17 protein-coding genes are annotated in these 26,546 nt (G+C 38.7%); 8 read left to right on the plus strand and 9 right to left on the minus strand.

Annotation, left to right across the window (positions count from 1 at the left end; translation table 11 throughout):
* Positions 1 to 838 (minus strand): hypothetical protein (locus VKJ25_RS00005; RefSeq protein WP_324234577.1); only part of this gene is annotated, 838 nt, incomplete at its 3' end.
* A 1,009-nt stretch (positions 839 to 1,847) separates the two neighbouring features.
* On the opposite strand from VKJ25_RS00005, the gene gpmI reads away from it, so the two are divergent.
* Together gpmI and secG are read left to right on the plus strand one after the other, a co-directional pair.
* Complete coding sequence (gpmI, locus tag VKJ25_RS00010) at positions 1,848 to 3,446, plus strand: 2,3-bisphosphoglycerate-independent phosphoglycerate mutase (RefSeq protein WP_324234578.1); 1,599 nt, start codon at positions 1,848 to 1,850, stop codon at positions 3,444 to 3,446.
* Positions 3,447 to 3,509: 63 nt separating this feature from the next.
* Positions 3,510 to 3,743 carry a preprotein translocase subunit SecG gene (secG, locus tag VKJ25_RS00015; RefSeq protein ID WP_324234579.1) on the plus strand — a complete coding sequence of 78 codons (234 nt, stop codon included), beginning with the start codon at positions 3,510 to 3,512 and terminating at the stop codon, positions 3,741 to 3,743.
* Between the two features lie 316 nt (positions 3,744 to 4,059).
* On the opposite strand, the gene VKJ25_RS00020 is transcribed toward secG, so the two are convergent.
* Entirely contained in the window at positions 4,060 to 4,881 is an 822-nt protein-coding gene (locus VKJ25_RS00020) for a tetratricopeptide repeat protein (protein WP_324234580.1), read from the minus strand.
* Between the two features lie 1,111 nt (positions 4,882 to 5,992).
* Here VKJ25_RS00020 and VKJ25_RS00025 point away from each other — a divergent pair.
* Entirely contained in the window at positions 5,993 to 7,075 is a 1,083-nt protein-coding gene (locus VKJ25_RS00025) for a calcium-binding protein (protein WP_324234581.1), read from the plus strand.
* A gap of 855 nt (positions 7,076 to 7,930) precedes the next feature.
* On the opposite strand, the gene VKJ25_RS00030 is transcribed toward VKJ25_RS00025, so the two are convergent.
* A complete protein-coding gene (locus VKJ25_RS00030; protein WP_324234582.1) occupies positions 7,931 to 12,238 on the minus strand; it encodes a WD40 domain-containing protein in 4,308 nt (1,435 codons plus the stop codon).
* Positions 12,239 to 13,484: 1,246 nt separating this feature from the next.
* Between VKJ25_RS00030 and VKJ25_RS00035 the strand changes: the two genes are divergently transcribed.
* Together VKJ25_RS00035 and VKJ25_RS00040 are read left to right on the plus strand one after the other, a co-directional pair.
* On the plus strand, positions 13,485 to 15,173 hold the full coding sequence (locus VKJ25_RS00035; protein WP_324234583.1) for a calcium-binding protein: 1,689 nt from the start codon (positions 13,485 to 13,487) through the stop codon (positions 15,171 to 15,173).
* Positions 15,174 to 15,335: 162 nt separating this feature from the next.
* Complete coding sequence (locus tag VKJ25_RS00040) at positions 15,336 to 16,154, plus strand: Uma2 family endonuclease (protein ID WP_324234584.1); 819 nt, start codon at positions 15,336 to 15,338, stop codon at positions 16,152 to 16,154.
* Between the two features lie 434 nt (positions 16,155 to 16,588).
* On the opposite strand, the gene VKJ25_RS00045 is transcribed toward VKJ25_RS00040, so the two are convergent.
* Complete coding sequence (locus tag VKJ25_RS00045) at positions 16,589 to 17,863, minus strand: C-phycoerythrin alpha-cysteine-82 phycoerythrobilin lyase CpeY (RefSeq protein ID WP_324234585.1); 1,275 nt, start codon at positions 17,861 to 17,863, stop codon at positions 16,589 to 16,591.
* A gap of 870 nt (positions 17,864 to 18,733) precedes the next feature.
* Positions 18,734 to 18,997 (minus strand): photosystem I reaction center subunit PsaK, encoded by a 264-nt coding sequence (psaK, locus tag VKJ25_RS00050; RefSeq protein ID WP_324234586.1) that lies wholly within the window; start codon positions 18,995 to 18,997, stop codon positions 18,734 to 18,736.
* Between the two features lie 578 nt (positions 18,998 to 19,575).
* Between psaK and VKJ25_RS00055 the strand changes: the two genes are divergently transcribed.
* Together VKJ25_RS00055 and VKJ25_RS00060 are read left to right on the plus strand one after the other, a co-directional pair.
* Positions 19,576 to 20,334 (plus strand): phycobilisome rod-core linker polypeptide, encoded by a 759-nt coding sequence (locus tag VKJ25_RS00055; RefSeq protein ID WP_324234587.1) that lies wholly within the window; start codon positions 19,576 to 19,578, stop codon positions 20,332 to 20,334.
* A gap of 351 nt (positions 20,335 to 20,685) precedes the next feature.
* The gene (locus VKJ25_RS00060; protein WP_324234588.1) at positions 20,686 to 21,543 is read left to right on the plus strand and encodes a HEAT repeat domain-containing protein; all 858 of its coding nucleotides are present in this window, start codon (positions 20,686 to 20,688) and stop codon (positions 21,541 to 21,543) included.
* Between the two features lie 137 nt (positions 21,544 to 21,680).
* Here the strand turns inward: VKJ25_RS00060 and VKJ25_RS00065 are convergent, their stop codons facing one another.
* Positions 21,681 to 21,827 (minus strand): hypothetical protein, encoded by a 147-nt coding sequence (locus VKJ25_RS00065; protein WP_324234589.1) that lies wholly within the window; start codon positions 21,825 to 21,827, stop codon positions 21,681 to 21,683.
* On the opposite strand from VKJ25_RS00065, the gene VKJ25_RS00070 reads away from it, so the two are divergent.
* Positions 21,817 to 22,086: a four helix bundle protein gene (locus tag VKJ25_RS00070; protein WP_324234590.1), complete on the plus strand. Its 270-nt coding sequence runs from the start codon at positions 21,817 to 21,819 to the stop codon at positions 22,084 to 22,086. The two genes, VKJ25_RS00065 and VKJ25_RS00070, sit on opposite strands and share 11 nt — an antisense overlap.
* 362 nt (positions 22,087 to 22,448) lie before the next feature.
* Here the strand turns inward: VKJ25_RS00070 and VKJ25_RS00075 are convergent, their stop codons facing one another.
* From VKJ25_RS00075 to VKJ25_RS00085, 3 genes are all read right to left on the minus strand, one after another.
* Complete coding sequence (locus VKJ25_RS00075) at positions 22,449 to 23,069, minus strand: HEAT repeat domain-containing protein (RefSeq protein ID WP_324234591.1); 621 nt, start codon at positions 23,067 to 23,069, stop codon at positions 22,449 to 22,451.
* A 489-nt stretch (positions 23,070 to 23,558) separates the two neighbouring features.
* Positions 23,559 to 24,053 (minus strand): C-phycoerythrin subunit alpha, encoded by a 495-nt coding sequence (locus VKJ25_RS00080; protein WP_324234592.1) that lies wholly within the window; start codon positions 24,051 to 24,053, stop codon positions 23,559 to 23,561.
* A 177-nt stretch (positions 24,054 to 24,230) separates the two neighbouring features.
* Positions 24,231 to 24,791 (minus strand): phycoerythrin subunit beta, encoded by a 561-nt coding sequence (locus VKJ25_RS00085; protein ID WP_324234593.1) that lies wholly within the window; start codon positions 24,789 to 24,791, stop codon positions 24,231 to 24,233.
* Positions 24,792 to 26,546 lie beyond the last annotated feature (1,755 nt).

The raw sequence follows: 26,546 nt of genomic DNA on the forward strand, positions 1-26,546 counted from the left end.
GTTGTGGCCTTGATTGAGATGGTGTACTTGCCCTGGGTTGTGGCCTTGATTGAGATGGTGTACTTGCCTGAGGTTGTGGCCTTGATTGAGATGGTGTACTTGCCTGAGGTTGTGGCCTTGATTGAGATGGTGTACTTACTCTGGGTTGTGGCCTTAGTTGAGTTATATTTGATTGGAAAGCAGGTGGCCGAGAACGTAAGTTTTGATTTTCTTGATTAGGTCTTCTTCTTGGAGGCAATCGTTGTGAGTTTTGTTGTGGGGCAGCTTGACTTAAATCTGGAAACTGGTTGGTAGGTTGAGTTCTCCTGGGTTGAGTCCAAGAAGAGGGTAACTTAGGTTCTGGTAGACTTGGGATATCTGGTACTCGTTGACTACCTAGTTCAGGAAGTTGGGTAAATATAGAATCACCTGTCCCATCAGTCTCTCGAGATGGTACTGGAATAGTTGGTAAGCCAGAGAAAGGATCTTTTGTATCTATAATTCCTGGAGTAGAAGTTTGCGTTTGAGAAGTTGTATCAGTTTGAACCTCTTGCTTAAGAGATGACGTTCTCTCATTCGGGTCTGTAGACCTGATTAAATCTGTGGATATTTCCGACTTTTCAGGAACATCTGGAGATGGAAAAAGCCCATCAGTCTTCTGAGGAACATCTGGAGATGGAGAAACTCCATCAGTCGGTGTTGGAGATGGAGATTCTGGAACTTCTGATGTTGGGCTAGGAGAAGTTTCTGGAGTGTTGGTGGTAGAACTATCTGTTTTATTGAAAAAAGGAAGAGAGTCACATCCATTTATCCAGATAGATAGTATACTTACTCCTACTGTTAAGAAAAGTTTACGCATTACAAATATAAAAAGCCTAATATTGCATAGGATAACATTCTCTTCAAGCAAGCTTCACTAAATTGGAAATAATCAAAAAGCTCAGGGTTGGTATTTTAATTTTCTTTCTATCTAAGTTTAGACCCATTTTAAAGTGCATCTTAGCAAGTAAAATACAGGATATTTCGGGTAAAGTAGGTACAGGATAAATTATGGAAATATTGTAATGCTGGCCGGAAAGCCCGCGTAAGTGTATCCTACGAAAGTCAAATTTGGTGTAATTTCCATTTGAATAGTTACACTTCCGAGGCAGGAAGGCAGAAGGAAAAACGAAAAGAAAAGTTGAAAGGAAAAAGGTTTTTTATTATTAGACATCTCCAAAAATCAAAATTAAAATCAATTATTCTATACGAAATTATTAATCATTCTTTCCTGTTCCCTCTTTTATAGACACCCTAAACGGTTCTGTGAAAAGGTAATAGGGGAGTAGAGGAGATGGGATAGCAGGAGTTTCCTTGGTCAGAAACTGCGGAAAAAGATTGAAACAGGACTTACGCATCAAACTGCGTTATCATCTCACATTTATAAAATAGCGAACAACAATAATCACAGGCGAAAACCAGGTTTCTTGGTTGGCGGCAGGTAAGTCCTGTGAAAAATACCCCCCGACTCCCCGACTCCCTCACTCCCTATCCTAGATACGGTTAGGGGTTCTATAGAGATGTTGATTGATTATCCGGAGATGATATTAGAAGTTAGATAGAATAATCATCGGATTGGCAATATACAGAAGTCATCTGACTTAGTAATACATATTTTCAATGCGTATTAGCTTATTACCCTTAAAACAAAAATTAGTGTTGAGAGATTTAAGGAGAATTAAAAGTATTGGAAAAAAAGCTGCTCTTGACTATTAGAGGTGTATATTCATTATTTATGAGGCTAATAGCTGAATTGTTACAAAATGCTACATTAGTATTTTTAGATTATTCATTATAAAACCGAGATGAGGTATAAAAGGTAAGAAATTATGAATGATGGTTCTATATCTCCGGTGGTGCTAATTATTTTAGATGGTTGGGGTTATCGAGAAGACAAAGATGGAAATGCCATTGCTGTGGGTAAAACACCTAATATAGATAGTCTTTGGCAAGCTTATCCAAGAACTTTGATTCAAGCTTCTGGGAAAGCAGTAGGTTTACCAGAAGGTCAAATGGGTAACTCAGAAGTTGGTCACTTAAATATTGGAGCGGGGAGAGTTGTTCCCCAGGAATTAGTGAGAATTTCTGATGCAGTAGAAGATGGTTCAATAGCAGAAAATCAAGCTATTGAAAAGATTTGCCAGGATGTGATAGAACGTAATTCTAAATTACACTTAGTAGGTTTATGTTCCCCTGGAGGAGTTCATTCCCATATAGACCATTTATTAGGTTTACTGGACATGGCTAAGGCCAAAGGAATTTCTGATATTTGTATTCATGCCATTACTGATGGACGTGATACAAATCCTAAATCAGGAGTTGCTATGCTTAAACAAATAGAATATCATACTAATCAAATTGGTGTAGGCAGAATTGCTACAGTTAGTGGTCGGTATTATGCAATGGATCGGGATAAGCGATGGGATAGAATTCAGAAAGCTTATGAAGTAATGACTCAGGATGGTTATGGAGTAGGTCATTCTGCTTCTGATTTACTACAAAAGTCTTATGCTGAAGGTATAACAGATGAGTTTGTCATCCCAGTTAGAGTAGCTCCAGGAGCTATAGAAGCAGAAGATGGTGTAATTTTCTTTAATTTTCGCCCAGATCGTGCCCGGCAATTAACTCAAGCTTTTGTAGACCCAGGTTTTAATGGATTTGAACGCCAACAAATTCAACCATTGACATTTTTAACTTTTACTCAGTACGATTCTAGTCTGCCAGTTTTAGTGGCTTTTGAACCTCAAAATTTTAATAATATTCTGGGACAGGTAATTTCTCAACATGGTCTGCGTCAGTTCCGGACTGCGGAAACTGAAAAGTATGCTCATGTGACTTACTTTTTTAATGGGGGTTTTGAACAACCATTTGAGGGAGAAGACCGAGAGTTGGTTCAGAGTCCTATGGTAGCTCATTATAATGAAGCACCAGAAATGTCTGCTGAAGAGGTGACAAAAGTAGCGATCGCTGCGGTAAAAAAGCAAATCTATTCTCTAGTCGTGATTAATTATGCTAATCCTGATATGGTGGGTCATACTGGAGTAATGGATGCTGCGGTAACTGCCATTCAGGTAGTTGACGAATGTATAGGAAAACTTTTAGAAAGTATTAGTCGAGTGGGTGGTACAGGGATTATTATTGCTGACCATGGCAATGCTGAGTATATGTGGGATGAAGATGGTAATCCTTGGACAGCTCACACAACTAATCCGGTACCATTTATACTAATAGAGGGAGAAAAACTTAAAATTCCTGGTCATGGGACTGAAGTACCTTTAAAAAAGGATGGGCGGTTAGCAGATGTAGCACCAACTATTTTGGAAATTCTCAATTTGCCTCAACCTGCTGAAATGACTGGAAAGTCAATGATTGATAAGGCCGAGTATGATTTGAAACAAAATCGTACTCCTGTGCGAGTGGGTTTATAAGGTTTCTCAACACTAAGATTATTAGTGAATTTTTTAAACTGTTATTGAAAGAATCAGAAGAATATGAATGTTGTTCAACTTGCGGAAATTATCTGGGTTATATCCGCTCTTGGTATTATTATATTTGTCTTGTTACACAGCCCGAAAGGTGATGGGATAGGTGGTATTGGCGGACAAGCTCAGTTATTTACTAGCACTAAAAGTGCGGAGATAACTTTAAATCGAATTACTTGGACTTTATCTATAGTGTTTATGGGTCTCACTATACTTCTGAGTGCCGGGTGGTTGCCTCAGTAAGAAGTTAGAGGTCAGAAGTCAGAATTCGGAAGTTAAATTCTCGCTGTAACTAAAAATGAGTTTTTCCTATGGAAATGCTCCGCTAAAGAGAATATAGTAATTTCCTAATCTTTGCTTTGACTGTTATTATACTTTCCCAGACAAATATCTGGGAAATTAGTGAATCTAATTATAACAGTCATTTAAGTGGGATGGGCATCCTGCGGGTAGAAAATATAAGGAACGGGCAAGATGCCCTCATACTTCCTCCAAAGACCTAGAAGGCAAACCCAGAAACCCGGTTTCTTGAAGAAACCGGGTTTCTCTGTCTCCCTATTTATCTAATTTTAAGAAATTTTTCTAAACTATCAACTAATGTTGGTGGCCAACGACGAATATTAGCTACCCAATCAAGGTCTTGATACCGAGGGTCTAATCCTACAGTAGCGACCCAATTACTTTCTGCTTCTCCCTTTTTTCCTTGCGACCAAAGACAAGCTGTTAAAGCTGCCCGCATATCTGCAAAGTTGGGATATTTACGAACAAGATTTTTTATAGTTTGGACTGCTTTTTGAGTTTGTCCAATTTGGTAGAGAGCTAGAGCATAATTAGCACGAGCAAAAGCGTATTCAGGGGCTAATTCTGAGGCTTTTTGATAATCTGCGGTAGCTTTTTCCCATTCTCCTAGTCCTCCTTCTGCATTGCCACGGTTATTATAGGCAACTGGGTCTGTTGGGTCTAATTCTATGACTTGATTATAATCAGCGATCGCTTCTGACCATTGTTGGAGTCTTTCATAAGCTATACCACGATTTAGGTAGGGGTCTGGTGCTAAGGGTACAATTTCTATTGCTTTTTCATAATCGGATATTGCTGCTTCTATTTTGTTTTGGCTGAGTCTGACATTACCTCTGTTACTCCAGATAGCAGGGTTGTCGGGATATTGTTTGAGGATTTGAGTCCATAATTGTTCGGCGTTGGTAAAGTCTCCGTTATTACTGGTGTTTAAGGCTTGATCAAATAGATTTTCTAATTTTTCTATTTGGGTGGGAGTAAAATTTTGTGGTTGACTGGCAGCTATTACATTTGATGGGTGACTCAAGGAAAATAGAGATAATAAAAGGGTTGTTATGAAAAGTTGGCGAATTAAGTTCGGCATATTGATAATTTAGTTATATTGTCGGTTAGTATCTTATAGTGCTTTTCATTGTTATATCATGTCCGGTAGCATCGAAAGCGTGTATAAAATTAAGGTGAAAATGAGATAAAACCTTTTACCTTCAACATAGCTGCTTTCTGCCTTTTCCACCAAAGTCTAATATAAACAGGACTTACACAAAGGTACTATGTATAGATTTAAAAAACTATTGCGGAAGGGTTTTTGAGGCTATATGTAGCGTCTCTGCGTAAGTCCTAATAAAATCCGGTTGAATAGGGTTTGCTGAAAAAGTCTTTTAGTAGCGGGGAGGAGCCAGAAGCCAGAAGCCAGAATCCAGGAAGAATAGCAGTTATAAAGGAATTAGCTAGAAAAATTGTCTCTTAATTTTTCTCAAGAACAAAACTTTTTCTGTTAACTTTTTCACCTATTTGACCTAAAAGCTGATACTTTTTCCCGACATAAAATTGCTAAAAAGTTAGTTTGTCTGTCAATACTTTCATGTTTCCATACGCCAGCCCTAAATACTCGTTATATAGTTGTCGGAGATGGGGAGATGGGGAGATTGAAGTGTAGAAAAAATTATGAACATATACAGCAGTCGAAGCAAAGGTTAAGACAGTTCAAAAGCTGAAAACTCAGACAACGCCAGATTCTTCCTTCTTTCTTCTACTATATACTTGTAACCGGATTCTATATAATTAGGGTTTGCGCTCAAAAGTCTCTATTTTAGGGGTAGGAGTCAGGAGGGGGATGCAGAAGGGAATATTGGTTCAAAACAAAAAGGTTTTTTCTCACTGATTGTTTGGAGATGATATGATTCCTGGATAATACAGCAGTTTTTATTTCGGTAGACCACAGTAGGGACGCCCTTATGCAACGTCCCTACGAGATTTTGGTTATGGCTCCGGTGGTTCATCAAGAGTGAAAAGCGCTGTAGGTACTAGGAAGATAAAAAAATATCTGACAGACTAGAAAATCTTTACCGATTCTTTACATTCTCTAACTATAACTATATTTGTGAGGCTAAAAGTTCAGCTTTAAATATACATAAATAGGACAGCTTTTACTGTTAGCCAAGCAAAAATGAACATATTATTATTGGAGAAAAAAAATGCCATCAGATTTTGACACAGAACTTGAGTTAGGTACTGATATTGACAATTCTGACTTTCCTTTAACTCCAGAAACAATTGTATCCTATCGGGCAAAAATTGATGATGATGATGATGAGGACGATGAGGACGATGAGGACGATGATGAGGACGATGATGAGGACGATGATGAGGACGATGATGAGGACGATGATGATGAGGACGATGATGAGGACGATGACGAGGACGATGATGAGGACGATGAGGACGATGATGAGGACGATGAGGACGATGATGAGGACGATGATGATGAGGACGATGATGAGGACGATGAGGACGATGATGAGGACGATGACGAGGACGATGATGATGAGGACGATGATGAAGACGATGATGATAACAATGTGATTGAGGGGACTGACCAAAATGACTCACTGGTTGGTACAAATAATGACGACTTAATCAATGGTCTTGAAGGCGATGATACAGTTACAGGTAAGAGTGGCAATGATGAGATATTTGGTGGTCCTGGTAGCGATCGCTTGATTGGTAATGGTGGTGATGACGAACTCCAAGGTGGTCTCGGTAATGACGAACTCTTAGGTGGTCGAGGTAACGACGAAATTTGGGGTGATAATGGTAATGACCAACTCCGAGGTGGTCGTGGTCATGACGAACTTTTAGGTGGTCGAGGTAACGACAAAATTTGGGGTGATAATGGTAATGACGAATTAATCGGTGGTCGTGGTAATGACGAATTAATCGGTGGTCGAGGCAATGATACCCTCACAGGTGGTCGTGGTAATGACGAATTAATCGGTGGTCAGGGTAATGACGAACTCCGAGGTGGTCAGGACGATGATATCCTCACAGGTGGTAGCGGTAATGATACCTTTGTCCTGGAGGTGGGTCAAGGGACAGACACTATTCGTGATTTCAATGTGGGTCAAGATTTCATTGGTTTGGTAGGTTTCAGCTTTGACGAGTTAGATATTAGTACCTCTGAAGGCAATACTATAATTGAGTTTGGTACTGAAACTATAGCTATTCTTAATGGAGTTGATGCCAGCACTCTAACTGAGAGTTCTTTTGAGATTATCTAAAGGAAGTTCTAATATCATGTCCGGTTGAATAGTTACATTTTGGAGAAAGGAAGGCAGAAGAGAAACTTTTCTGCTATTTTCACCTTGATTTTATACACGCACGGTGCCCGAAAAATCCGATACTAACGGACATGATATAATCAGGACTTACGCAAAGACACTATATAATATAGAATCCCTAAGCGTATCTTTAAAAAAAATAAGCGATCGCTAATCTCTTCAGTATTAGTGGGATAAAACAAAGATTAATTTTGGCAGTAGCATTTTCCTTTCTTTCTTTCAAAATTTTTCGTCAAGCTTTTATATAGAATCCGGTTGAATAGTGATTGTATAGCAATGTGCGCACTTAATCTTTACAAATTGCAGGAACTGTCCAATAGACATCTCCAAAAATGAAAAATCAAATCATATCATATCAAATCCGCTTAATTGCAAAAATATCACGACTTACGCAAAGGTACTATATGTATTGTATAGTTAAAAAACTATTGTACAATAGTTTTAAGCACTATATCTAGGGTCGCTGCGTAAGTCCTGAAATATGATATATGTTTGTAATTTAAGAAATTACTTCAATCCCCCCATCCCCCCATCATCCCATCCCCCCATCTCCCCATCTCCTCCAACTATATAATAACTATTCAACCGGATTTGATATCAATTCTTATCCATAAATTATCAATTCTTTCTTCCTGTTACCAGTTAAGTGTTACCTGTCCCCTCTTTTCTGGAGATGTCTAATAATTATAGAATTATCAACACATACTTATATAACCGAATTCTATATAAGATAAAATCCGGATAATTAATATCCCCAAGTCCGCAGCAACTGGAACGGAGTGGAAAGAAGCAATCTCAGGGGTGCGCAGAGATTGCTTCCTGTCGTCGCAATGACAATTGTTCAACTGGATTTGATATAACGCTCTTTTTTGAATTAGAAGAAAGATTTTCGTAAAAATCTCTCTCCTTTTCTTCATAACAATATTCCACTGCTCCCAATGCTTTGAGGCTGGATTTTTGGGCATTGTTTAATCCTGTGACTCCAGTAATGTTAGCATTTTCATAAGGTCTGGATACTCTCAGGGTTTTGATACACTTTCCTGTTTTAATGTTCCAGAGTTTAATTGTTCCGTCAGCGCTACTGCTGGCAAGAATGTTACCGTTGGGGTGGAATGCTACTGCTAATACCCAACTCTGGTGTCCGCTCAAAGTGGCGTATAGTCTGTGGGTGTTAACATTCCATAAGCGGACAGTGTTGTTCTCTCCTCCACTTGCTAATAGTTGACTGTCTGGACTGAAAGCAATTGAATAAGTCCATGCTTGTTGACCTTCAAAAACGGCGAGGCATTCTTGGGTAGTAATATTCCACAAGCGGACTGTTGTATCATGGCTGCTAGTTGCTAACAGTTTGCCATCAGAACTGAAGGTAACTGACATAATCTCTCCTTGATGTCCTTGAAAACTGCTGAGATTTTGATTTGTCTCAATATCCCACAATTGAAGAATAGGCTCAACTCCACCAACAGCTATTTTCTTACTATCTGGGCTGATGGCAATTGTGTAAACTTTTAATTTACAGTGATTTGGTGAAGTTTTCCGTTCCTGCTTTGTCTTGATATCCCAGAATCTCAAAGAGCAAACGTCTCCAGCACTAACGAATAAGCTATCGTCAGGAGTAAAAGCAATAGAATGCACTTGATCTGTATATCCGCTTAAAGTTGCCAAACATTCACTGGTAATCACATTCCATAACTTAACTGTAAAATCGAAACTTCCACTAGCTAGAGTTTGACCATCAGGACTAAAAGCAACTGATTGCACACGCTCCTGATGTTTGGGGAAAGTTGCTACTACTTTTCCCTCTTTTAGATTCCAAAGTCTGACAGCACAGTCATCGCTACCACTAGCTAAAGTCTTCCCATCAGGACTAAAAGCAATTGAGCGAATCCAATTTCCCCAACCTTCTAAAGTATTTAAGAGTTTGATATTATCAATATTCTCAATGTTCCATAAATTTACTTTTTTATCACTAGCACTACTAGCTAAAATCTTGCCATCAGAACTAAAAGCCACCTGAAATGATCGGGATGTATGTCCTGCTAAAGTCTTCAGTAGTTGGGGGCGATCGCTATAACTGACATCCCACAATTTGACAGTGAAATCACCACTACCACTGGCAAGCATTTTTCCATCTGGGGAAAAAACCAGTCCTCTAACATTATTATTTCCAGGAATAGTAGCAACCAGGGAAATATTTTTGATATCTCTAATATCCCAAAGTTTAATGGTAAAGTCAAAACTAGCACTTGCCAAAACTTTACCATCAGGTCTAAAAGCAATTGTTCTGATTCCTTCTTGATGTCCTGATAAGGTAGCTAAACATTTACCATTATTAACATTCCATAGCTTGATATTTCTATCTTTACTAGCAGTTGCTAAAATTTTCCCACTTGGACTAAAGACTAATTTGTTGATCCAACTTGTGTGCCCTGGTAAGGTAGCTAGATATTTGCCATTCCTGAGATTCCATAATTGGATTTTGCCATCTATACCACAAGTAGCTAAGAGTTGCATATTTGGACTCAAGGCAGTAGCTTTTACGAGTTCAGAATCTATGAGTAAACTTCTCAAACATTTACTGCTGGGCAAATGCCAAATTTTTACTGTTTTGTCAGCACTAGCGCTAACTAGAGTTTGACCGTCCGGAGAAAATTGTATGCTTCTGACTGTATGGGTATGACCTTCCCAAGTCAAAAGTTTTTTACCATCTGCAACTTGCCACAAATGAATTTTGCCAGATTCATCTCCCGTTGCCAAGAGTTTACTATCAGAAGTAAAAGTTAACGACCTAACTGTACTCATAGACTCCATAAAAACACAATCAGTCAGATTTGCTTCAGTCAAATTAACATCCTGCAAACTCGCACCTACAAAATTAGCTCCCAAAATGACAGTGTGACTCAAATCCCAACGCTCCAAAGCCAGATTATCAGTTTTTACTAGCAATGTCGTTCCATTGCCACCCAAATAACCAACCTCGTCAACAGTTTTCCCCCGCGTTCCCTCCACAACTTCCCTTAACTGATTACAAATTTGCGCTGGGGTTGTTTTCCCAGAGAGTATGGACAACAACAAATCTATAACTGCCTTCGCCAGGGGTATCTCTCCAAAAGTGGAACGCAAACGCTCCCAAGACTCTCTAGAAAAAGTTTTTAGAGGCGCAATAGAAATAACCTCCCCTTTAGCATCCACTTCCCGTTGGAAATAATTAGACCAAGTGTATTCCTGAGCTGTTGCCTGGCAATTAACATGAGACTGCGCTGCTGCCACTTCCATAAAATCTGGAGGCAACACCCCCAACTCGGCAGCAAATTTATAGGCAACAAAAAACTCCAACAACGAACGATGCGCCGGACTATAATCCCCATCTTCATTGCGAATCAACATTGTCTGACCCATCATGTCGTAATGCCAGTGGTCTAAATCTTTTTTTTCTCGCACTTCTGATTCAAACAAGCGACGAATGCGGTCAGGAAACTCCCGATAGTTGAGACTCATCTTGTTGTTAGATAACATTTCCCAAGAAAGTTCGCAGAGAAAATACAACTTATCTGCTATAGAAGTAAAAGTGCGCTTTTGCTTGATATCTCGTGCCATCTTGTGTTTCACTGCATAGAGATAAATCCGCGCCAAATCTATCGCTTTCCCTGCTTCAATGTCTGGCAGCGCCTCCAGAATCAACTCGCTCATCACCGGACGTCTCGCTAAATCTAATAATTGAGGATCGCCCATCACCTTTTCCACTGTCGCGGGTTCAGTCTGAAACGAAAGCACCCGACGAATTTGGTCGTCGTTAAATTTCTGTAGTTCCAACACTTCAAACTGGGGAGGTTCCCCAGTCAAGTTAGCTACAGAAGCTTGCAACTCGGCATTCAATAAAGCCAGACCTTCTTTGGCTTCTGGGAAATGCTCTGTGCGACAAGTGAGAATCACCTTAGCTCCTGGAACTACTGTTTGCGCTAACTCCCAAAAATTATTAATCATCCTTTGCCGATCCACCTTAGCTGCCATTTCGTCGAAACCGTCAAAAATCACCAACAACTTACCCATGCGGTTGAGGAGTTCAAAAGCAGAATAACCAGGCAGGGGAATTTCATGTTGGCGGAAAAAGAACTCGGAAAAGAGAGACTCCATATTAACTGCCCTAGCATAATCTCGCAACAAAATAATTAGAGGCAAGCGGGGACGTTCCACTCCTCGCTTTTTCGCATCCAAATAGCGCTGCAACTGTTTCCAAGCGTAATGGAAAACAAACCAAGTTTTACCAGTACCGAACTCTCCCAAAACTGACAAGTGTTTTTTAGCTGGATCGCTTTGCCATTGGTCAATATAACCATCTATCCAGCCGTCTTCTGACCCGTAATAACTGACTCCTATTTTTTGTTTAGTATTGGGATCAATTTCTGCTTTGCTACAAGCGAGGGGTACATATTTGACATCTATTCCCCGCTGTTCGACCTGTTCTTCTAACCACTGACAATAACCACTGAAGTCTGCTTCTTGGTCTATCAGTTCGTCGAAGGTGTAGCAAAATAAATTTTGGTTTTCTGGTTGTTTCGCTTCATCGCGAGCTGCTTTACTAATTCGACGGACTGCAACTAACCAACCTTCATTGGTTTTTTCAGTGGTGACGGACTGACGCAAAGCCTTGAGATCGTAAATTTCTGCTTCACCTTCTAATCCTCGAATTAGGATGCGATCATGTCCGCGACGAGTTTTAATTTTGATCGTCCATTCAAACCACCTTTTACCTTTTTTATTCTCACGGTGATAGTCTGTAAATTGATATCCGAGGATTTCAAACCATTCTCTCATCTGTTGGGGGAGCAGGAAGTTGTGGTGATCGCTATTTTGTTTAATTTCGGCTTCCACAACTCCTCTAAAATTAGCTCTGGAGACTCGTTGCTGAAATAAGTTTGCTAGTATTTTCCATAATTTAGCACCTTCTTGTCTGATATATACTCGATCAAAATTTGTTTTTGCTGATATTTCTGCGTATCTTTCCCCCTTCCAAGCTAGGGAAAAAATATTCTTTTGCAAGTCGCTGAGATTTTTTTCTTTTAGTTGATTATTGATAAACTCTAATGCTTCTTCTGGTGTCATAGATCATGGCCTTTACTGTTTCAGGACTTACGCAAGGACACTATATAGCTCCCAAATCGGTTCTATAAAATTAGGTGCGGAGATGGGAAGATGGAGCTATTTTTCTACCTTTTTCCCTATTCCATTTCTCTCACTCCTGACTTCCCCTCCTGGGAGGGGTTAGGGGTGGGTTAACTCCTGACTCCTGTCTCCTTTGGCAAAAACCAACACCTTTGCCAACATAGCGTTAGGGGTTCTATATAGAAGCCCTAACCGTATCTTTGCAAAAGTGAGGATTAAAAGACAGGATTCAGGATATAGGAGTCAGGAGTCAGAATTTCCAGAAATAGAATAGAGAAAAAAATATAAAAATACCCCCATTATGCACTATCTCCCCTACTCCCTTACTCCCCAGCTAATTTTATACAGGCATTTAGGGGTTCTATATAGCGGTTTTGCGTCACTCCTGATTCTAACATTTTCAGAGTTAGAGCTGTTTTGAAAGACCTACTCAGGAGTTGAGTCAAATATCCAGGAATTAGGCAGAGAAACCATACATATAGGACTAAAGCCATGAGGTAGGAAAAACAGGGGTTTGAGATTGCTTCCCTTGGGTCGTATCGTAGGAAAATACGTTGCACTTGCGTAAGTCCTAGTTATAACTTACGCAAAGAAACCCGGTTTCTCTTAGAAACCGGGTTTCTGGGTTCAGATGGCTTTAGTCCTGATAGTCAGAGATAAATGGTCTTTTCTTGTTTCATAAAACCGATATAAAACGTCATAAAAAGTGACATTTTCATGTTTACTTCCTGCTGTACGGACGTTGCATACAACGTCCCTACTAGGGTCCTCGGACACCAACTAGCTGATTATATCCTGTAATGACGTAAATTATCAACTAAGTTTTCACTCTACAGGTGGTGCATATTTCATATTTTTAGGACTAAAGCCATGAGGTAGGAAAAACAGGGGTTTGAGATTGCTTCCCTTGGGTCGTATCGGACGAAAATAGGTTGCAGTTGCGTAAGTCCTGATTTTGCGTAAGTCCTGATATCAAATCATAGACTTGTATGTAGGGACAAAGGATAGTTCACCTAAATCAAGTAATTTGGCGTAAGTCTTGCTACTAACAAAAACTAACTTTTTATTTCAACAAAAACTAACTTCCAGTCATAACATTTCCTAACCAAAAGCCTCTAAGAGCAAAATTAAGATAGAAGTATCGAGCGAATCGATAGTCAACCAAAAATTAATTGGAAGCCTGAAAATGGAAATAACATTTGACCCCAGAATTGAGTTTATTGAGCCGATAGAAGAAATAGATGAGAGGACAGTCTTTTCCTTGGAAGATAAATATTTTACTCTTGTCCCTGAAGTTATTGAGCGTGTCAAAGAAACAGTTGAGTCAGGAGAAATCTTTATAGATCCTACATGGCCTGGTAGTCCTTCTATACCAAAACCTAAATCGGTTTCAGGAAAAGAATATTCGAATAATGCAGATAAAGATACTAACGGAATACCAGATCCTACTCAAAATCTACTTTGGTTTGGAAATGGCTTAACGAATAATGCATTTGATTATGGGATTGGAGCACAGGTAGATGCTATATCAAATTCGGGAGATGCTCTCTTCTCTTCAGTTGTTAGAAATCAAAGTAACCTGGTGTTTTCTACAACTTTTAGTAACAAAATCTACTATGAAACTCCTTCTGGAGGGAAAGGAGTTTGGGCATCCCCTAGTCAAATAGATAAACCAAATGAGCCAGTAGGCGATCCTGGAGTGCTTGATGTAGATGGTTTAGAATTATGGGGTCCTGTAGATGGTAATCGCTTCTCTGTATATGGAGATCAAAATGCAGCTGTCTACGATTACGATTATGTTAGCGGAAATATTACCGCGCTATATTCTCAGGTAGACATTGCTCAAGCTATTGGTGTATCCCCTACAGCTGCGGACAAAGTTAACATTGATGCTATGATGACATCTGGGGAGAAAATTATATTTAGTATCGATCCTATTGAGGAGTTGGGACTTGATGGAGGTGAAATTTGGTTTTGGGACGGGAGTACAGCAACGGCTAGTTTCCTCAAACATGGAGGTCATGTTTGGGATACTGAGTTTGATGTGATGAAGACTTTTGGCACAGTTTCAGAAAATATTAATGCTCTAGAATCTGTTGGTCAATACTTTTTACCATGGCTAACAGCGGATTATTTGGTGCCTGTGGAAGTTGATGAGAAGTTATTATTGTCAGATCCGCTTCCTCTTGGTGGTGTTGATCCTGATATTATAAAAGTTCCAGGAGGAATAAAAATCAACGGTACAAGAGGTAATGACAAACTCATTGGTGATAGTGGTGATGATACCCTTAATGGTGGTCGTGGTAATGACTACTTAAATGGTAAGAGTGGCGATGATACCCTTAATGGCGGTAATGGCAATGATACCCTTAATGGTGGTAATGGCGATGATACCCTTAATGGTGGTCGTGGTAATGACAAACTTCTTGGTAAATCAGGTGACGATTTGCTCCTAGGTTACTCCGGTAAAGATACCTTGCAAGGAGATGCTGGTAACGATACCCTTACAGGTGGTGGAGGTCCTGACAAATTTCTCTTTAATACCAATAAGACATTTAAGACAAATGATCTAGGTATAGATGAAATCACTGATTTTTCACAAAAACAGGGAGATGTGATTATCCTAGATCTTACAACTTTCACTGCTATCAACAGTACTCCGGGAACTGGATTCAGTATTGCTGATGAATTTGCTACAGTTACTGATGACTCACTGGCAGCAACATCTGATGCCGTAATTGTCTATAATAGTGACAATGGTAATTTGTTCTATAATCCCAATGGTAGTGACTCAGGTTTCGGTACTGGTGGTCAGTTTGCAACTTTGACAAATACTCCATCCTTAGAAGCAGGAGATTTCTTCCTCAGAAATTAAATCCTAGATTCCGCACTACCAAATTTAGTGTGAAATAAGGGGATTTGATATAAAACTGATATGAAACATTAAATTTTCCCTCCCTTCTAGAGCAGTAGGGGGGATATTATTTTGCCATGCTATAATCTCAATCATACCTATTAATTATTAAGGTGAAGCTCAATGGTTTTAACTGCCCAACAATTAGAGGCAATAATGCCTGATGCCACTCAATTAGAAAGCGACGAACCCCCCATGGAAAGCTCTCAACACTATACCCAACTTATGTTGCTAGTTATTTGTCTGGAATGGTTGTGGCGCAATAGAAATGATTACTTTATTGGTGCTAACTTGACTATTTATTACAGTCGCCAATATCTGAAAACTCGTGACTTTCGCAGACCAGACTTTTTCTTAGTCAAGGATACCCAGAAGCAACCCCGGAAGTCATGGGTAGTGTGGGAGGAAAACGGTAAATATCCCAATTTAATAATAGAGTTACTATCAGACTCTACCGCTATAGTAGATCGCAACTTCAAAAAACAGTTATATCAAAACAACTTCCGCACCCCAGAGTATTTTTGGTTTGACCCGGAAACTATGGAGTTTATGGGATTTCGCTTACAACAAAATGGTTATGCAGAAATTCAACCGAATGATCGAGGTTGGGGTTGGAGTCAAGAATTAGAATTATATTTAGGAGTAGATGAAGGTCAACTTCGTTATTTTACTGCTAATGGTGAACGAGTGCCAACTCCCCAGGAGGATGCGATACAAGAAAAATTGCACGCTCAAGTAGCTCACTCACAAGCCCAAAATGCTTTTGCTGATGGTGAAGAAATTGGGGAACAACGAGGCCGAGAAATTGGCCAACAAGAAGCCAAACAAGAAGCAGTCCCTCGATTACTCAAATTAGGATTGAGTTTAGCGGTAATTGCTGAATCTTTAGATTTGCCTTTGTCGGTTGTTCAACAAATAGCTAATTCTGCTAATAATAATTAGCCTACCTTTGTCAGCTGTTCAACAAATAGACATCTCCGGAAAAGAGGGAACAGGGAACACAACCGCGCTTAACTGGGAAGAGTAATTGATGCTTTCGTATGGGAGAATTGATTCTATTTTTTATTTCTGGAGATGTCTAATACCTAATTTTACTAATAATTGAGTTCTAGACTAACTTGACTACAGAATATTTTTGAGGGATAATTCAATTTTATTTGTAGTCAAGTTAATTTACAACGGTTTTCCTAAACGGTAAACCACTGTAGAGACCTTGCATGCAACGTCTCTACAAGATTTTGGTTATGGCTCCGGTGGTTCATCAAGAGTGAAAAGCGCTGTAAAAAAATTAGACAGAAAGTTGAAGCAATAAATCTACTATTATAGCGTTTTTTACAAAGAAAGGTAAACTACAAAACTCTTTCCTTCTTTCTTTCTTAAATCATATTTTTAGCTTTAGCTTGAATCAATAAATCTGAATCATCCACAAACAACTCAGCAGTTTGATTATCGCCTAATTCTTTCAATGCCAATAAACAAGCATATTTTAAGTCAAAAATTCTTGTATTACTGATAGTTTCTTTAAGTAAAGGTATCGCTTGCTCATCTCCCAAATTTCCCAGAGCAAGTGCAGCAGCACCACGAGACTTCTGAAACTGAGGCGCTGTATTATGGAGTGCTTCTACCAACAGATCGTAAGCATCAACATATTTGAGCCAACCTAATAGTTTCACTACATGATAGTGAGCGCCATAATCATTATGAGCGCTTTCAGCAAAAGTTGCTATTAATGCTGCACCTGCAACTTCCGGGTAAACGTCTAAAAGAGTTTTGCTAGCTAAATAACACCTGCCAAAATCTGTACTGTATAACTCGTTAATCACAAATTCTAAAGCTGGAGTTTGATCGTATTCGTGAACTAATTCTAAATCATGGGGACGATCGCAAATCACTAAATCTAAAAAGGGTTCAATTTTAGCAAATTTCATCTCACCTTTGGGAATACCTGCTGCTGCTAATAGTCTAATTGCTCGGAGACGAAAAACCATCGAAACAGGACATTTAGCAATATTCGGAATAGACTGATAATATTTAGCATCAATCAAGTCTTGAATACAAGCACGTCTAGCATTAACACTGGAATGCTCTAAAAATTTCACTACTTTTGTCATTTGGGAATAATCTCCCGTTAAACGACAAACAGTAGCGATCGCTGCACTAGCAATAGGTTCGTCATCAGATTCGATAAATTGCTGAATTTTGGTTATTGCAGGTTTATAGTCAAATTTTGCCAATACCTGAATAATTAAACGATAAGTTTGATTTGGTTTTTCCAGCAACTGGGCAATTTCTGCCATAATTTCTTGGTCTTCTGTTCCTAGTTCCCCTATTGCCCAGACAGCATTTTCTACAGTATAACAGTCTGCATCACTTAAACAAGCTCGAATTGTCGGTAATGCTGATTTCACATTCAAACGCCCCAAGGTTTCGATCGCTTTACGTCTAGCAATTTTATGTTCTAAGACAGGATTAGTGTCTTTTATGGTTTTGATTAAAGCATTAATAGAGCGATCGCTGGGAAAATTCACTAAATGACTTGCTGCTACATAACGTTCTGATTTATTTTCTAATTCTTCTAGAGGTGTTTCTAATAAAGAAATTGCTTTTTCTTCAGTTAATCCAGGAAATATATTGAAAAAACGCTTATCCATTTTTTTGGGGTGTTAATTATAATCAACAATTACAGAAGTTTTCAAGTCAATGAACCACATAAAAACAAATGATCATCTCGTAGGGACGTTGCATACAACCTCCCTACTTTGTAGTCTACTGAAATGAAAAGCGTTGTAATTTCTTGAATAGATTATATCAGGACTTACGCAGAAACTTAGTTTATCAACAAAATTTCGTGGTTTGAACTGAACCCAGAAACCCGGTTTCTCCTAGAAACCGGGTTCCTCCCGTGTAAGTCCTAATATAAAGGTTTGGGACAAAAATACACAGGACTGACGCAGCGACCTTAGATATAGCGCTTAAAACTATTGCGCAATAGTTTTTTGACTCTATAGAACCCCTAAACGGATCTCTAAAATTAGTTGGGGAGATGGGGAGATGGGGAGTAGGGAGTGGGTGAGATGGGGAGATGGTGAATATAAAGCTCTAATTCTAGCTTTTTCCCTATTCTATTTCTCTCACTCCTGACTTCTTTGGCAAAAAAACACACCTGTGTAAAGATACGCTTAGGGGTTCTATATTAGAGTTGTTAGGAATTAAGCAAAAAAAATGGCTAAAACCTTTATCAGTAAAGGCTTACAGATATTTGAGATGTCTAAATCACTAAAACTCTTGCATAGCAAGCTTTTGAGTATTTTAAATTTTTATTTCCCAACAACTCTATTATATATAGTACCTTTGCGTAAGTCATGATACATACTAAAGTAGAGACATTCCATGGAATGTCTCTACTATTTTTCACCAAATATTTTTGAATCAGGACTTATGCAGAACTATCATATCTTTTCTCTAAGAATTTGCGTAAGTCTTGTTAATGTGGGTAGAAAACCTGAAGGTATTTCAGTAAATTAGAGAATACCTATATTCGCCAACCCTAAAATCACACCAAATCCGATGACATGGCCTAAACTGGTAGTTGCTAATAAAGCAGGATAACCCATTCCACCAAACATTTCTGGCATAGGTAATGCAGGTCCAGCACTAGGAGTAGCCATAGTGGACTTACCTACAGCGATCGCTAATATATTGCAAACAATCATTACTATTCCCACTAGAGGACTCCACTCAGGGGTATGGGGAACTGCAGCAGCAAGTGTTATTAAATGAATCATGTTAATTTCTCCTTAATTGATTAAAACAGTAATTCAAACTGGATAAACTGATTTTTTTTTGTGAATATTTTAAATCTTTTTAACAAACATAAGAATATTAAAAAGAATCTGTCTTGAAAGCAACAATAGCACAGAAATATTCTGATAACTTTAATGCTCAATGCAACAGCAATAACACCAAAAATCCTCGTCTTTAAATACTCCCTTTGCTTGAGCAAAAGGAGATGTCAATTAATTTAATATTTTCTCAAACTTTGTCAAGTAATTAAGTAGTAAAAGTAATAAAAATTAACTTTACAAAATTTACATATTATTTAGTGAAGTTTTATTAATTTGTTTCTGATAAATAAAATTTTGAACCATTACATTATATATTGATTCTGTGAGTAATCAAGCTTTTTGAGAATTAAAGAGAATACCTTAATTATTTAATTAATTTCATGTCCTAGTATCTACTTTTTAAAGTATTCAGGACTGATGCGGGCAAACGTAAAAAGCCCGTTTTTTCATAGGTATCTATTGTTTGTTAAAAACAACTTTAATCTAAATTAAACCATAAAGTCTTTAGGAAAAAAACAATGGGAAACTTAACCACAGTCGAGCCACTAGAACTCCGCCCCAATGCTTCTGAAGGAGAACTAGAGCAAATCATCAAAGCTGTCTACAAGCAAGTATTAGGAAATCAGCATCTGATGGAAGGCGATCGCCTCTCTAGTGCTGAATCTAAACTCTGCAATGGTGATATTACAGTCCGTGAGTTTGTGAGAAGTGTAGCTCAATCAAGTCTTTATCAGAAACTATTTTTTGAATCCTCATCTCAGTACCGCTTTATTGAGTTAAACTTTAAGCATTTGTTAGGTCGTGCTCCTCAAGCACAGGAAGAAATTTCTGAACACGTTCAGACTTATAATCAAAAAGGGTACGAAGTTGAAATTAACTCCTACATAGATAGTGAGGAGTATATCGAAAGTTTTGGTGATAATGTTGTACCTTATCCCCGTAGTATCCGTTCAGTTGTTGGACTGAAAAACGAAGTTTTCAACCGCACATTTTCTTTGTTCCGGGGTCCTGCTACCAACGATAGTGATAACCGTGCCAAGTTAATAACTTCTATAGCTGCCAACTTACCTACTCCCATTAAGCTTGCTGTAGGTAATGGAGCTTACAGCAATACAGGAAAACGCTTCAAAATTCAGTTTTCTAGCTCTAAAACTTCTGCTAGACTGAACAAATTTAGCCGTCAGGAATGTGTAGTTAACTACAACCAGATGTCTCAACAAGTTCAAAACATTCATAAGACAGGTGGAAATATTCTAAGTATTACTGAAGTAGCATAGTATTTTTCCTTTTTGTTATAAGATACTCCCGATGCTGTATTGTATAAACACTATGGCACGGTTTTTTTAGTGTATGTTAATAATTAGGGCTTGCTGATTAAATCAGAAAGTATTGAGAGATAAAAGTTTCAGTATCATTTTGTCGAAAAAAGTATAAGGTTTTAGATGTCTCAGGTGCAAAAATTCAGCATTTTGGGCTAACTATGGTAAAAAAATGAAGAGGCTATTCTTCTGAACTACCTTCTCCATAATTCCCATTGATTCTGACTCCTGATTCCTGACTTCTGGCCTGATTACTCATACTTTCCATAAGCAAGCCCTAATTAGTTCTCAAATTATTATAATTTTTCCATGTCTCCAGAAGAAATAGATAGTTTTCTCACAAAAACTAGACAAGAAGCAATCCAAAAAACTTTTGACATTAATAATAGCCAAAGGTTACAACTGATGGTAGAATGTATGGGTGATTCCCGGGGGATGGTCCGCTTAGGTTTTGCCGAAACTCTTGGACAAATTGGCAAACCAGCTACTCCTTTTCTCACTGAAGCTCTCCTAAATCACTCCGATCCAGTTGTCCGACGAGCTAGTGCCAAAACTTTGACCCTCATTGCCGATCCAGATACAGTTTCCCCCCTAGTCCATGCTCTACTTAATGATGAAGATACAGTAGTAAAAGGCTCATCAGCAGGCGCTCTGGCTCGGATAGGAGAACCTGCTGCCCCTGTTTTATTAGAAATTTTAGGCTCTAGAGAACATCCAGAAAGCACTAAAGGTCATGCTGCTTGGGCTTTAGCATTTATTGGAGCTGAAGCCAAAGAGCATTTGTATCGGGAGATTAATTCTGAAAAAGTGGCAGTTAGATCTGCTGTGGTGGGAGCGATCGCTAAAATTGCTCAAGACTCAGGAGAAGAGGAAGCCATCAATATTTTGATAACTGCCCTAGAAGATTCGTCGGAGGAGGTACGGATTGAAGCAGCAGCAGTTTTGGGAAATTTAGCTTATAAACCAGCAGTTCCCAATCTAGTTGAATTACTGAATCATCGGACTAGCGGTGAAACTCGCAAGGCAGCAGCTTTGTCTTTAATGAAAATTCGTTCCCATAGTGCTTTAGAGCCGTTGCGGGGAGCATGGGAACAAGAGTCAGAGGAAGATATTAAGAAAATTATCAAATTGGCAATTACTCAATTAGAGAGACAACCTCCTTCTTGAGCTGAGGAGTAGGGGAGTGGGGGAGTAGGGGAGTGGGGGAGTAATAGAATTATCAACAAATACGATATACTCAGTTTCTTGGTAAGTTGATCTAGGGCTTGCTGATTAAATATCAAAATCTTGACGAGCTGAAGGTTTTACCCTTTTAAGGTACTAATAAAGTACCAGCTTTTAGGTGGTAATGGTACGGTTCCCGAAAAATCATGCATTTTAGGATTTTCGGCAACATAAGGGTAGAAAATCACTCTGATAATTCTTCTGACTACTTCTTCTATGATTTTCATTCCTGCTGGATTCTGGATTCTACCTCTACCACTCATACTTTTTCAGCAAACCCTCTATACTAAGTCTAAAAAATTTCCGATAGAAGAAAGGTATTCTTTAATTGACCAAATTAGACGCTCGTCACGTTCTGTTTGTGCTAATTTGGCTGGAGCTTGGCGAAAACGTAGATATGAACTAGCTTTTGTTGCTAAATTCAATGACTGTGAAGCAGAAGCAGCGGAAACACAAACTTGGCTTGATTTTGCTGTGAAATGTTGATATTTAGATGCAGAAACAGGACAAAAACTTTCAAAAAGCTATGATGAAATTATCAGCATTTTAGTCAAAATAATCAATAATCCTTATCCTTGGTTGTTGAAACATCGAGGAGATAAAGAAATGAAAAGTTAGTTGGTGTTTTTCTCTGATGGTATTACTCTTAGGACTTACGCACGAAACACTATATGTAGCTTCTATAACTATTGTGCAATAGTTTTTTAACTCTATAGATAGTACCTTTGCGTAAGTCCTGACTCTGTATTATTAGAAAGCTCCAGAAAGTGTTCTGAAACCTTTATAATGCTGTTCCAAAATCAGTATTTTTGGAGATGTCTATTTTACTCCCTCACTCCCCCACTCCCTTACTCCCTACTCCCTGACTTAAACTTCAACATATCCAACCGAGATAAAGCACTATTAGCAGTTTGGCGTATCAAGACATCAGCAGATTCATCATTGGCTAATTTGCTTAATACTTCTTTAGAGCGTTCGTCATTAATAGAACTAACAGCATTAAGAATCCCTACTGCCAAACCTATATTATCAGTTCCATCAAGAACCTCCAGTAAACTATCTAAAGCAGGCACACCAACAACTCCTAATGCCATTGCCGAGGCCAGATTAACAACAGGATGAGGGTCAACGAGTCCTTTTTTCAAACTCTCAATACCTTCTGAAGGAAAGGGGACATCGTTATGATTACAGTTAATAGCTACTTGAGCTAAAGCTTTAGCACAACTACTTCTAATAGTTGAATTATCACTATTGATCAATGAATATACTAGAGGTGGTACTGTATCTATTCCTATCACCCCCAATACCTTAACTGCTGCTCGCCGATAAGTGGTGTCTTCTTCTGCCAAAATTTCCATTAACTTAGGAATAGTATTTTCATGGCGGGTTTCGGCTATTTGCCACATTGCTCGATCGCGGAGGTGAGGGTTAGGATGTTTTAATTGTTCAAATAATGAAGATTGTGTCATTTCAGTTATCAGTTATCAGTTATAAGTATCTCCTGTGACAGGCGTAGTTTTGTAATATCATGTCCAAAAGTAGGGGTGAACCACTATTCCCCCCTACAGCATTTTGGTTATAAGAATGTGGTTCATCAATCTGAAAAGCCTTGTAACTGGACTTTTGGAGAAAAAAGGTCAAAAACAAGGTAAAACGGTTATATAGTAAGATTTTTACCTAAAATTAACTGTTTTCTTGATATATCTAGGTTTCAGCCATTTTCAGCAATTCCAGGTATTTTCCTTGCTAATTACTGGGTTTGAAGCCATTTTCAGCGTCAAAAATCTACAACTCCAGGTAATACAACCAAGATGGTTGTGCGACAAAAGCCAAGGGACTCTTAGTTAGTTGCTTACCAAATATTCGGTAAGTAATTAACTGAGAGTCCCAAAGTTATCTAAAATTAAAGTAGTTTTCAAGCCAGAATTTTATTCTAGCCTCAACTCAACTAAATTCTATTAGGATAAGGAGTTGATTACATAGTCTAGAAGAGCATTGTACTCAGTCAATGCTTGAGCAGACATATCGCGAGGAGCGCAACCACGGTTACGAGCATAGCTTAAAGCTTCAACGTAAGGAGCAGTAGGTAGGCTTAAAGCACGATAAACTTCACGTTGACCAGCAATTCCCCACTCATCTAAAGGACCAGTTCCACCAACAACTAAGCAGTAGTTGATTAAACGTAGGTAGTGCTTGATATCACGGAGACACTTGGACTTGAAAGTTTCTGTGGAGTTAGCTTCACCAGGGTTGTTCAAGTATTGATACTTCTTGATGCAAGCATCATAAGCTTCTTTAGCAACTGCATCAAGATTGTTAGCTAGCTTTTCAGCAGCTTCTAAACGAGCTCCAGCACGTTGGATAGAACCTTGTACGGACTCTAGATCTGAGCTGCTAGGAAAACGACCTGCTGCATCAGCAGCGGAAACTACTGTAGTAATAACTGATTTCATGTCTTTAAAACTCTATTTTTTGTTTTTGTTGGACTTGATTGACATACCCCCGATTTGTGCCTACAGGACAACCCGGGATTCTTCAGCCTAAAAATTTTGGCCACTGTTTATACAGAGGTGATGTCTTCCCCCTGTTTTAATACCTAGCTCGGTTATAGTAAGACAGCTTGGGAGAGATTAGCTTAGAGCAGAAATTACTTGATCGAAATAGCCACTTGCTTCAGCAACTAAGCTAGCACAACGATCTTCTGTTACAGTAGCACCCATGATGCGCTTCTTACCTCCAGCCAATTCATCACTAGGTTGGTCTTTGATGTGAGCAGCAGCTTGGGCTTTCATAATTTGAACAGCACGAGCAGTAGACTGAAGAGGTACACCTAAAGCGATATAAGTTTCTTTTAAACCATTTAAGCAGCGGTCGTTAAGAACGGAAGCATCACCAGCTAATAATGCGTAAGTAACGTAGCGGAGGATGATTTCACCATCGCGTAGGCAAGCAGCCATACGACGGTTAGGATAGCAGTTACCACCAGCTTGGATTAATCCGTCGTTTTCGCAGATCATACCAGCAATAGCATCAGATACCATGCAGCTTGCGTTGCTAGCAATAGCGTTGACTGCATCAAGACGTCTGTTGCCTGAAGCGATGAATTCTTTTAAGCTAGCTAATTCTGCGCCACCAATAGGAGCAGTTTTTGTATCTGCTGTAACTACAGCTTTTGAAAAAGCGTCTAACATTGAGTTCTCCTTAAAAATTTATTTTCTGTAACTCGATAATTACAGTCTCTAATAACAGGGTGTGTTTTGTCTCGCTTTCTGAGTAAGAAAGTAATATTTTGTAAAAAAGTAAATATTTGTTACTATCTTTTAATCAAAGCCAATGAAATGCCAAGGAACAGGAAGTAGTGGGAGTATCTTGTTCCTACCCCTGGTATTCTTGTGTCCTGTATACATGAGTTTGCGCTTCTTTAGTCTGATGGTGAAGGTAGGGAGTAGGGAGTAGTTAAGGTTTAGGATTTAGGGGAGTTCTGGAAGAGGCGGTCATGTCCTATCCACCCTTAGTTTCTCTGTCATAATAAATTATCACTTTGTCTTTAGTACCCTCCATTAATGGAAAAGCTGGTACTTTTTCAACACTTAAAATTGTTCAAACCTTTATTTCTAAATGCTAGGGAGATTTAATTAGCAAGCCCTAGATAGGGTTTGTGCTTCTTCAGTCTTTTTTTAAGGAGTAGGGGAGCTGGAAAGTATTTTTTTTGGCCCAACTATGCGCCTAAAATGTTAGCTTGAGGAGCATAGTTGAGCTGAAAACCAGTAGAACTGAGGCTCAGGCGCTATATATAGCTTCTATAACTATTGCACAATAGTTTTTTAACTCTATATATATAGTACCTTTGCTTAAGTCCTGACCAGGTATTTTTTCTAAACCTAAAAAGGCTAAAACATTTATCTGTAAAGACTTTGAGATTTAATTAGCAAGCCCTACATAGGGTTTGCGTATGTAAAGTCTTTATTACTGGTGTAGAAATCAGGGGTCAATATTTAGGATTCAGCAGTCAGAATAAATGTCAATTTTATAGATACAGGACTTACACAGCGACCCTAGATATAGTTTTGAAAACTATATCTAGGGCTTGCCGAAAAAGTCTTATGGGTGAGGGTAGGAATCAGGAGTCAGGAGTCAGGTAGGGGAGCCGTCGGATTTGCGAAGTACAGGAGACAAGAGTCGTAGGGACGTTGCATAAGAAAAATGCGTTTCATGTCGTGCAGCGAAACGTCCTTACAGGAATTTATAGAAGACAGGAGGAAGAATTATCCCTTAATTTTTCTGCTTCGTATCAAGCAAAATCCTAGCTTTTTTAGTAATTGAAGAGGAAAAAGTGTCAGCTTTTAGGTCAAAAAGGTTTAAAAAGGAGCGCATTTTGGGCGCATACATACATAGTTGGGCAAAAAAAATTATTTCCTACCTCCGCGTCACCCCATCACTCTATCTCCCCATCTTTTTATAAAGACTTTTTCAGCAGACCCTATTTAATCAGCAAACCCTATATATATATTAAGTTTGCGTAAGTCCTAAGATAGAGAAAGTAATCAAAATAATTTTCCCTTTGATTTTTCTACTCTTGTCTTCTGCCTAAAATCCTAACTTTTTGGTCACTACAGCGATAAAAGTTGCGCTTTGTTCCGTGTTTAAAGGCTAAAGTTCTTATCTGTTCAGGACTTACCGAAAAATTAATAACTAAATAATTAAATAATTCGTGTCTTGAAGCCTCCCCTTTAAAAGGGAAAAAAATAATTTTTTCCTTTTATTCAATCCTATCCGTTTTTAGGGAGAGGTAATTATCAATTATCAATTATTCATTATTATGGTTAATTTGGTCAAAACATTTGGATATATCAGCATCTAATACATACTTGGGTTTATGGTTGATGCTGACATAGATTGCCTCAATGGCATCATGTGTTGACCCCCGGAAAAGACCATAACTATTA

This window comes from Okeania sp., from assembly GCF_035285525.1.
In the GTDB taxonomy this organism is placed as follows: domain Bacteria; phylum Cyanobacteriota; class Cyanobacteriia; order Cyanobacteriales; family Microcoleaceae; genus Trichodesmium.

Coding starts and splice junctions, on each gene's coding strand:
- VKJ25_RS00055 (WP_324234587.1), top strand. CDS start 19,576: ATGGGAAACTTAACCACAGTCGAGCCACTAGAACTCCGCCCCAATGCT.
- VKJ25_RS00075 (WP_324234591.1), bottom strand. CDS start 23,069: ATGACACAATCTTCATTATTTGAACAATTAAAACATCCTAACCCTCAC.
- VKJ25_RS00040 (WP_324234584.1), top strand. CDS start 15,336: ATGGTTTTAACTGCCCAACAATTAGAGGCAATAATGCCTGATGCCACT.
- VKJ25_RS00085 (WP_324234593.1), bottom strand. CDS start 24,791: ATGTTAGACGCTTTTTCAAAAGCTGTAGTTACAGCAGATACAAAAACT.
- VKJ25_RS00060 (WP_324234588.1), top strand. CDS start 20,686: ATGTCTCCAGAAGAAATAGATAGTTTTCTCACAAAAACTAGACAAGAA.
- VKJ25_RS00045 (WP_324234585.1), bottom strand. CDS start 17,863: ATGGATAAGCGTTTTTTCAATATATTTCCTGGATTAACTGAAGAAAAA.
- secG (WP_324234579.1), top strand. CDS start 3,510: ATGAATGTTGTTCAACTTGCGGAAATTATCTGGGTTATATCCGCTCTT.
- VKJ25_RS00025 (WP_324234581.1), top strand. CDS start 5,993: ATGCCATCAGATTTTGACACAGAACTTGAGTTAGGTACTGATATTGAC.
- gpmI (WP_324234578.1), top strand. CDS start 1,848: ATGAATGATGGTTCTATATCTCCGGTGGTGCTAATTATTTTAGATGGT.
- VKJ25_RS00035 (WP_324234583.1), top strand. CDS start 13,485: ATGGAAATAACATTTGACCCCAGAATTGAGTTTATTGAGCCGATAGAA.
- VKJ25_RS00080 (WP_324234592.1), bottom strand. CDS start 24,053: ATGAAATCAGTTATTACTACAGTAGTTTCCGCTGCTGATGCAGCAGGT.
- VKJ25_RS00070 (WP_324234590.1), top strand. CDS start 21,817: ATGATTTTCATTCCTGCTGGATTCTGGATTCTACCTCTACCACTCATA.
- psaK (WP_324234586.1), bottom strand. CDS start 18,997: ATGATTCATTTAATAACACTTGCTGCTGCAGTTCCCCATACCCCTGAG.
- VKJ25_RS00030 (WP_324234582.1), bottom strand. CDS start 12,238: ATGACACCAGAAGAAGCATTAGAGTTTATCAATAATCAACTAAAAGAA.
- VKJ25_RS00020 (WP_324234580.1), bottom strand. CDS start 4,881: ATGCCGAACTTAATTCGCCAACTTTTCATAACAACCCTTTTATTATCT.
- VKJ25_RS00065 (WP_324234589.1), bottom strand. CDS start 21,827: ATGAAAATCATAGAAGAAGTAGTCAGAAGAATTATCAGAGTGATTTTC.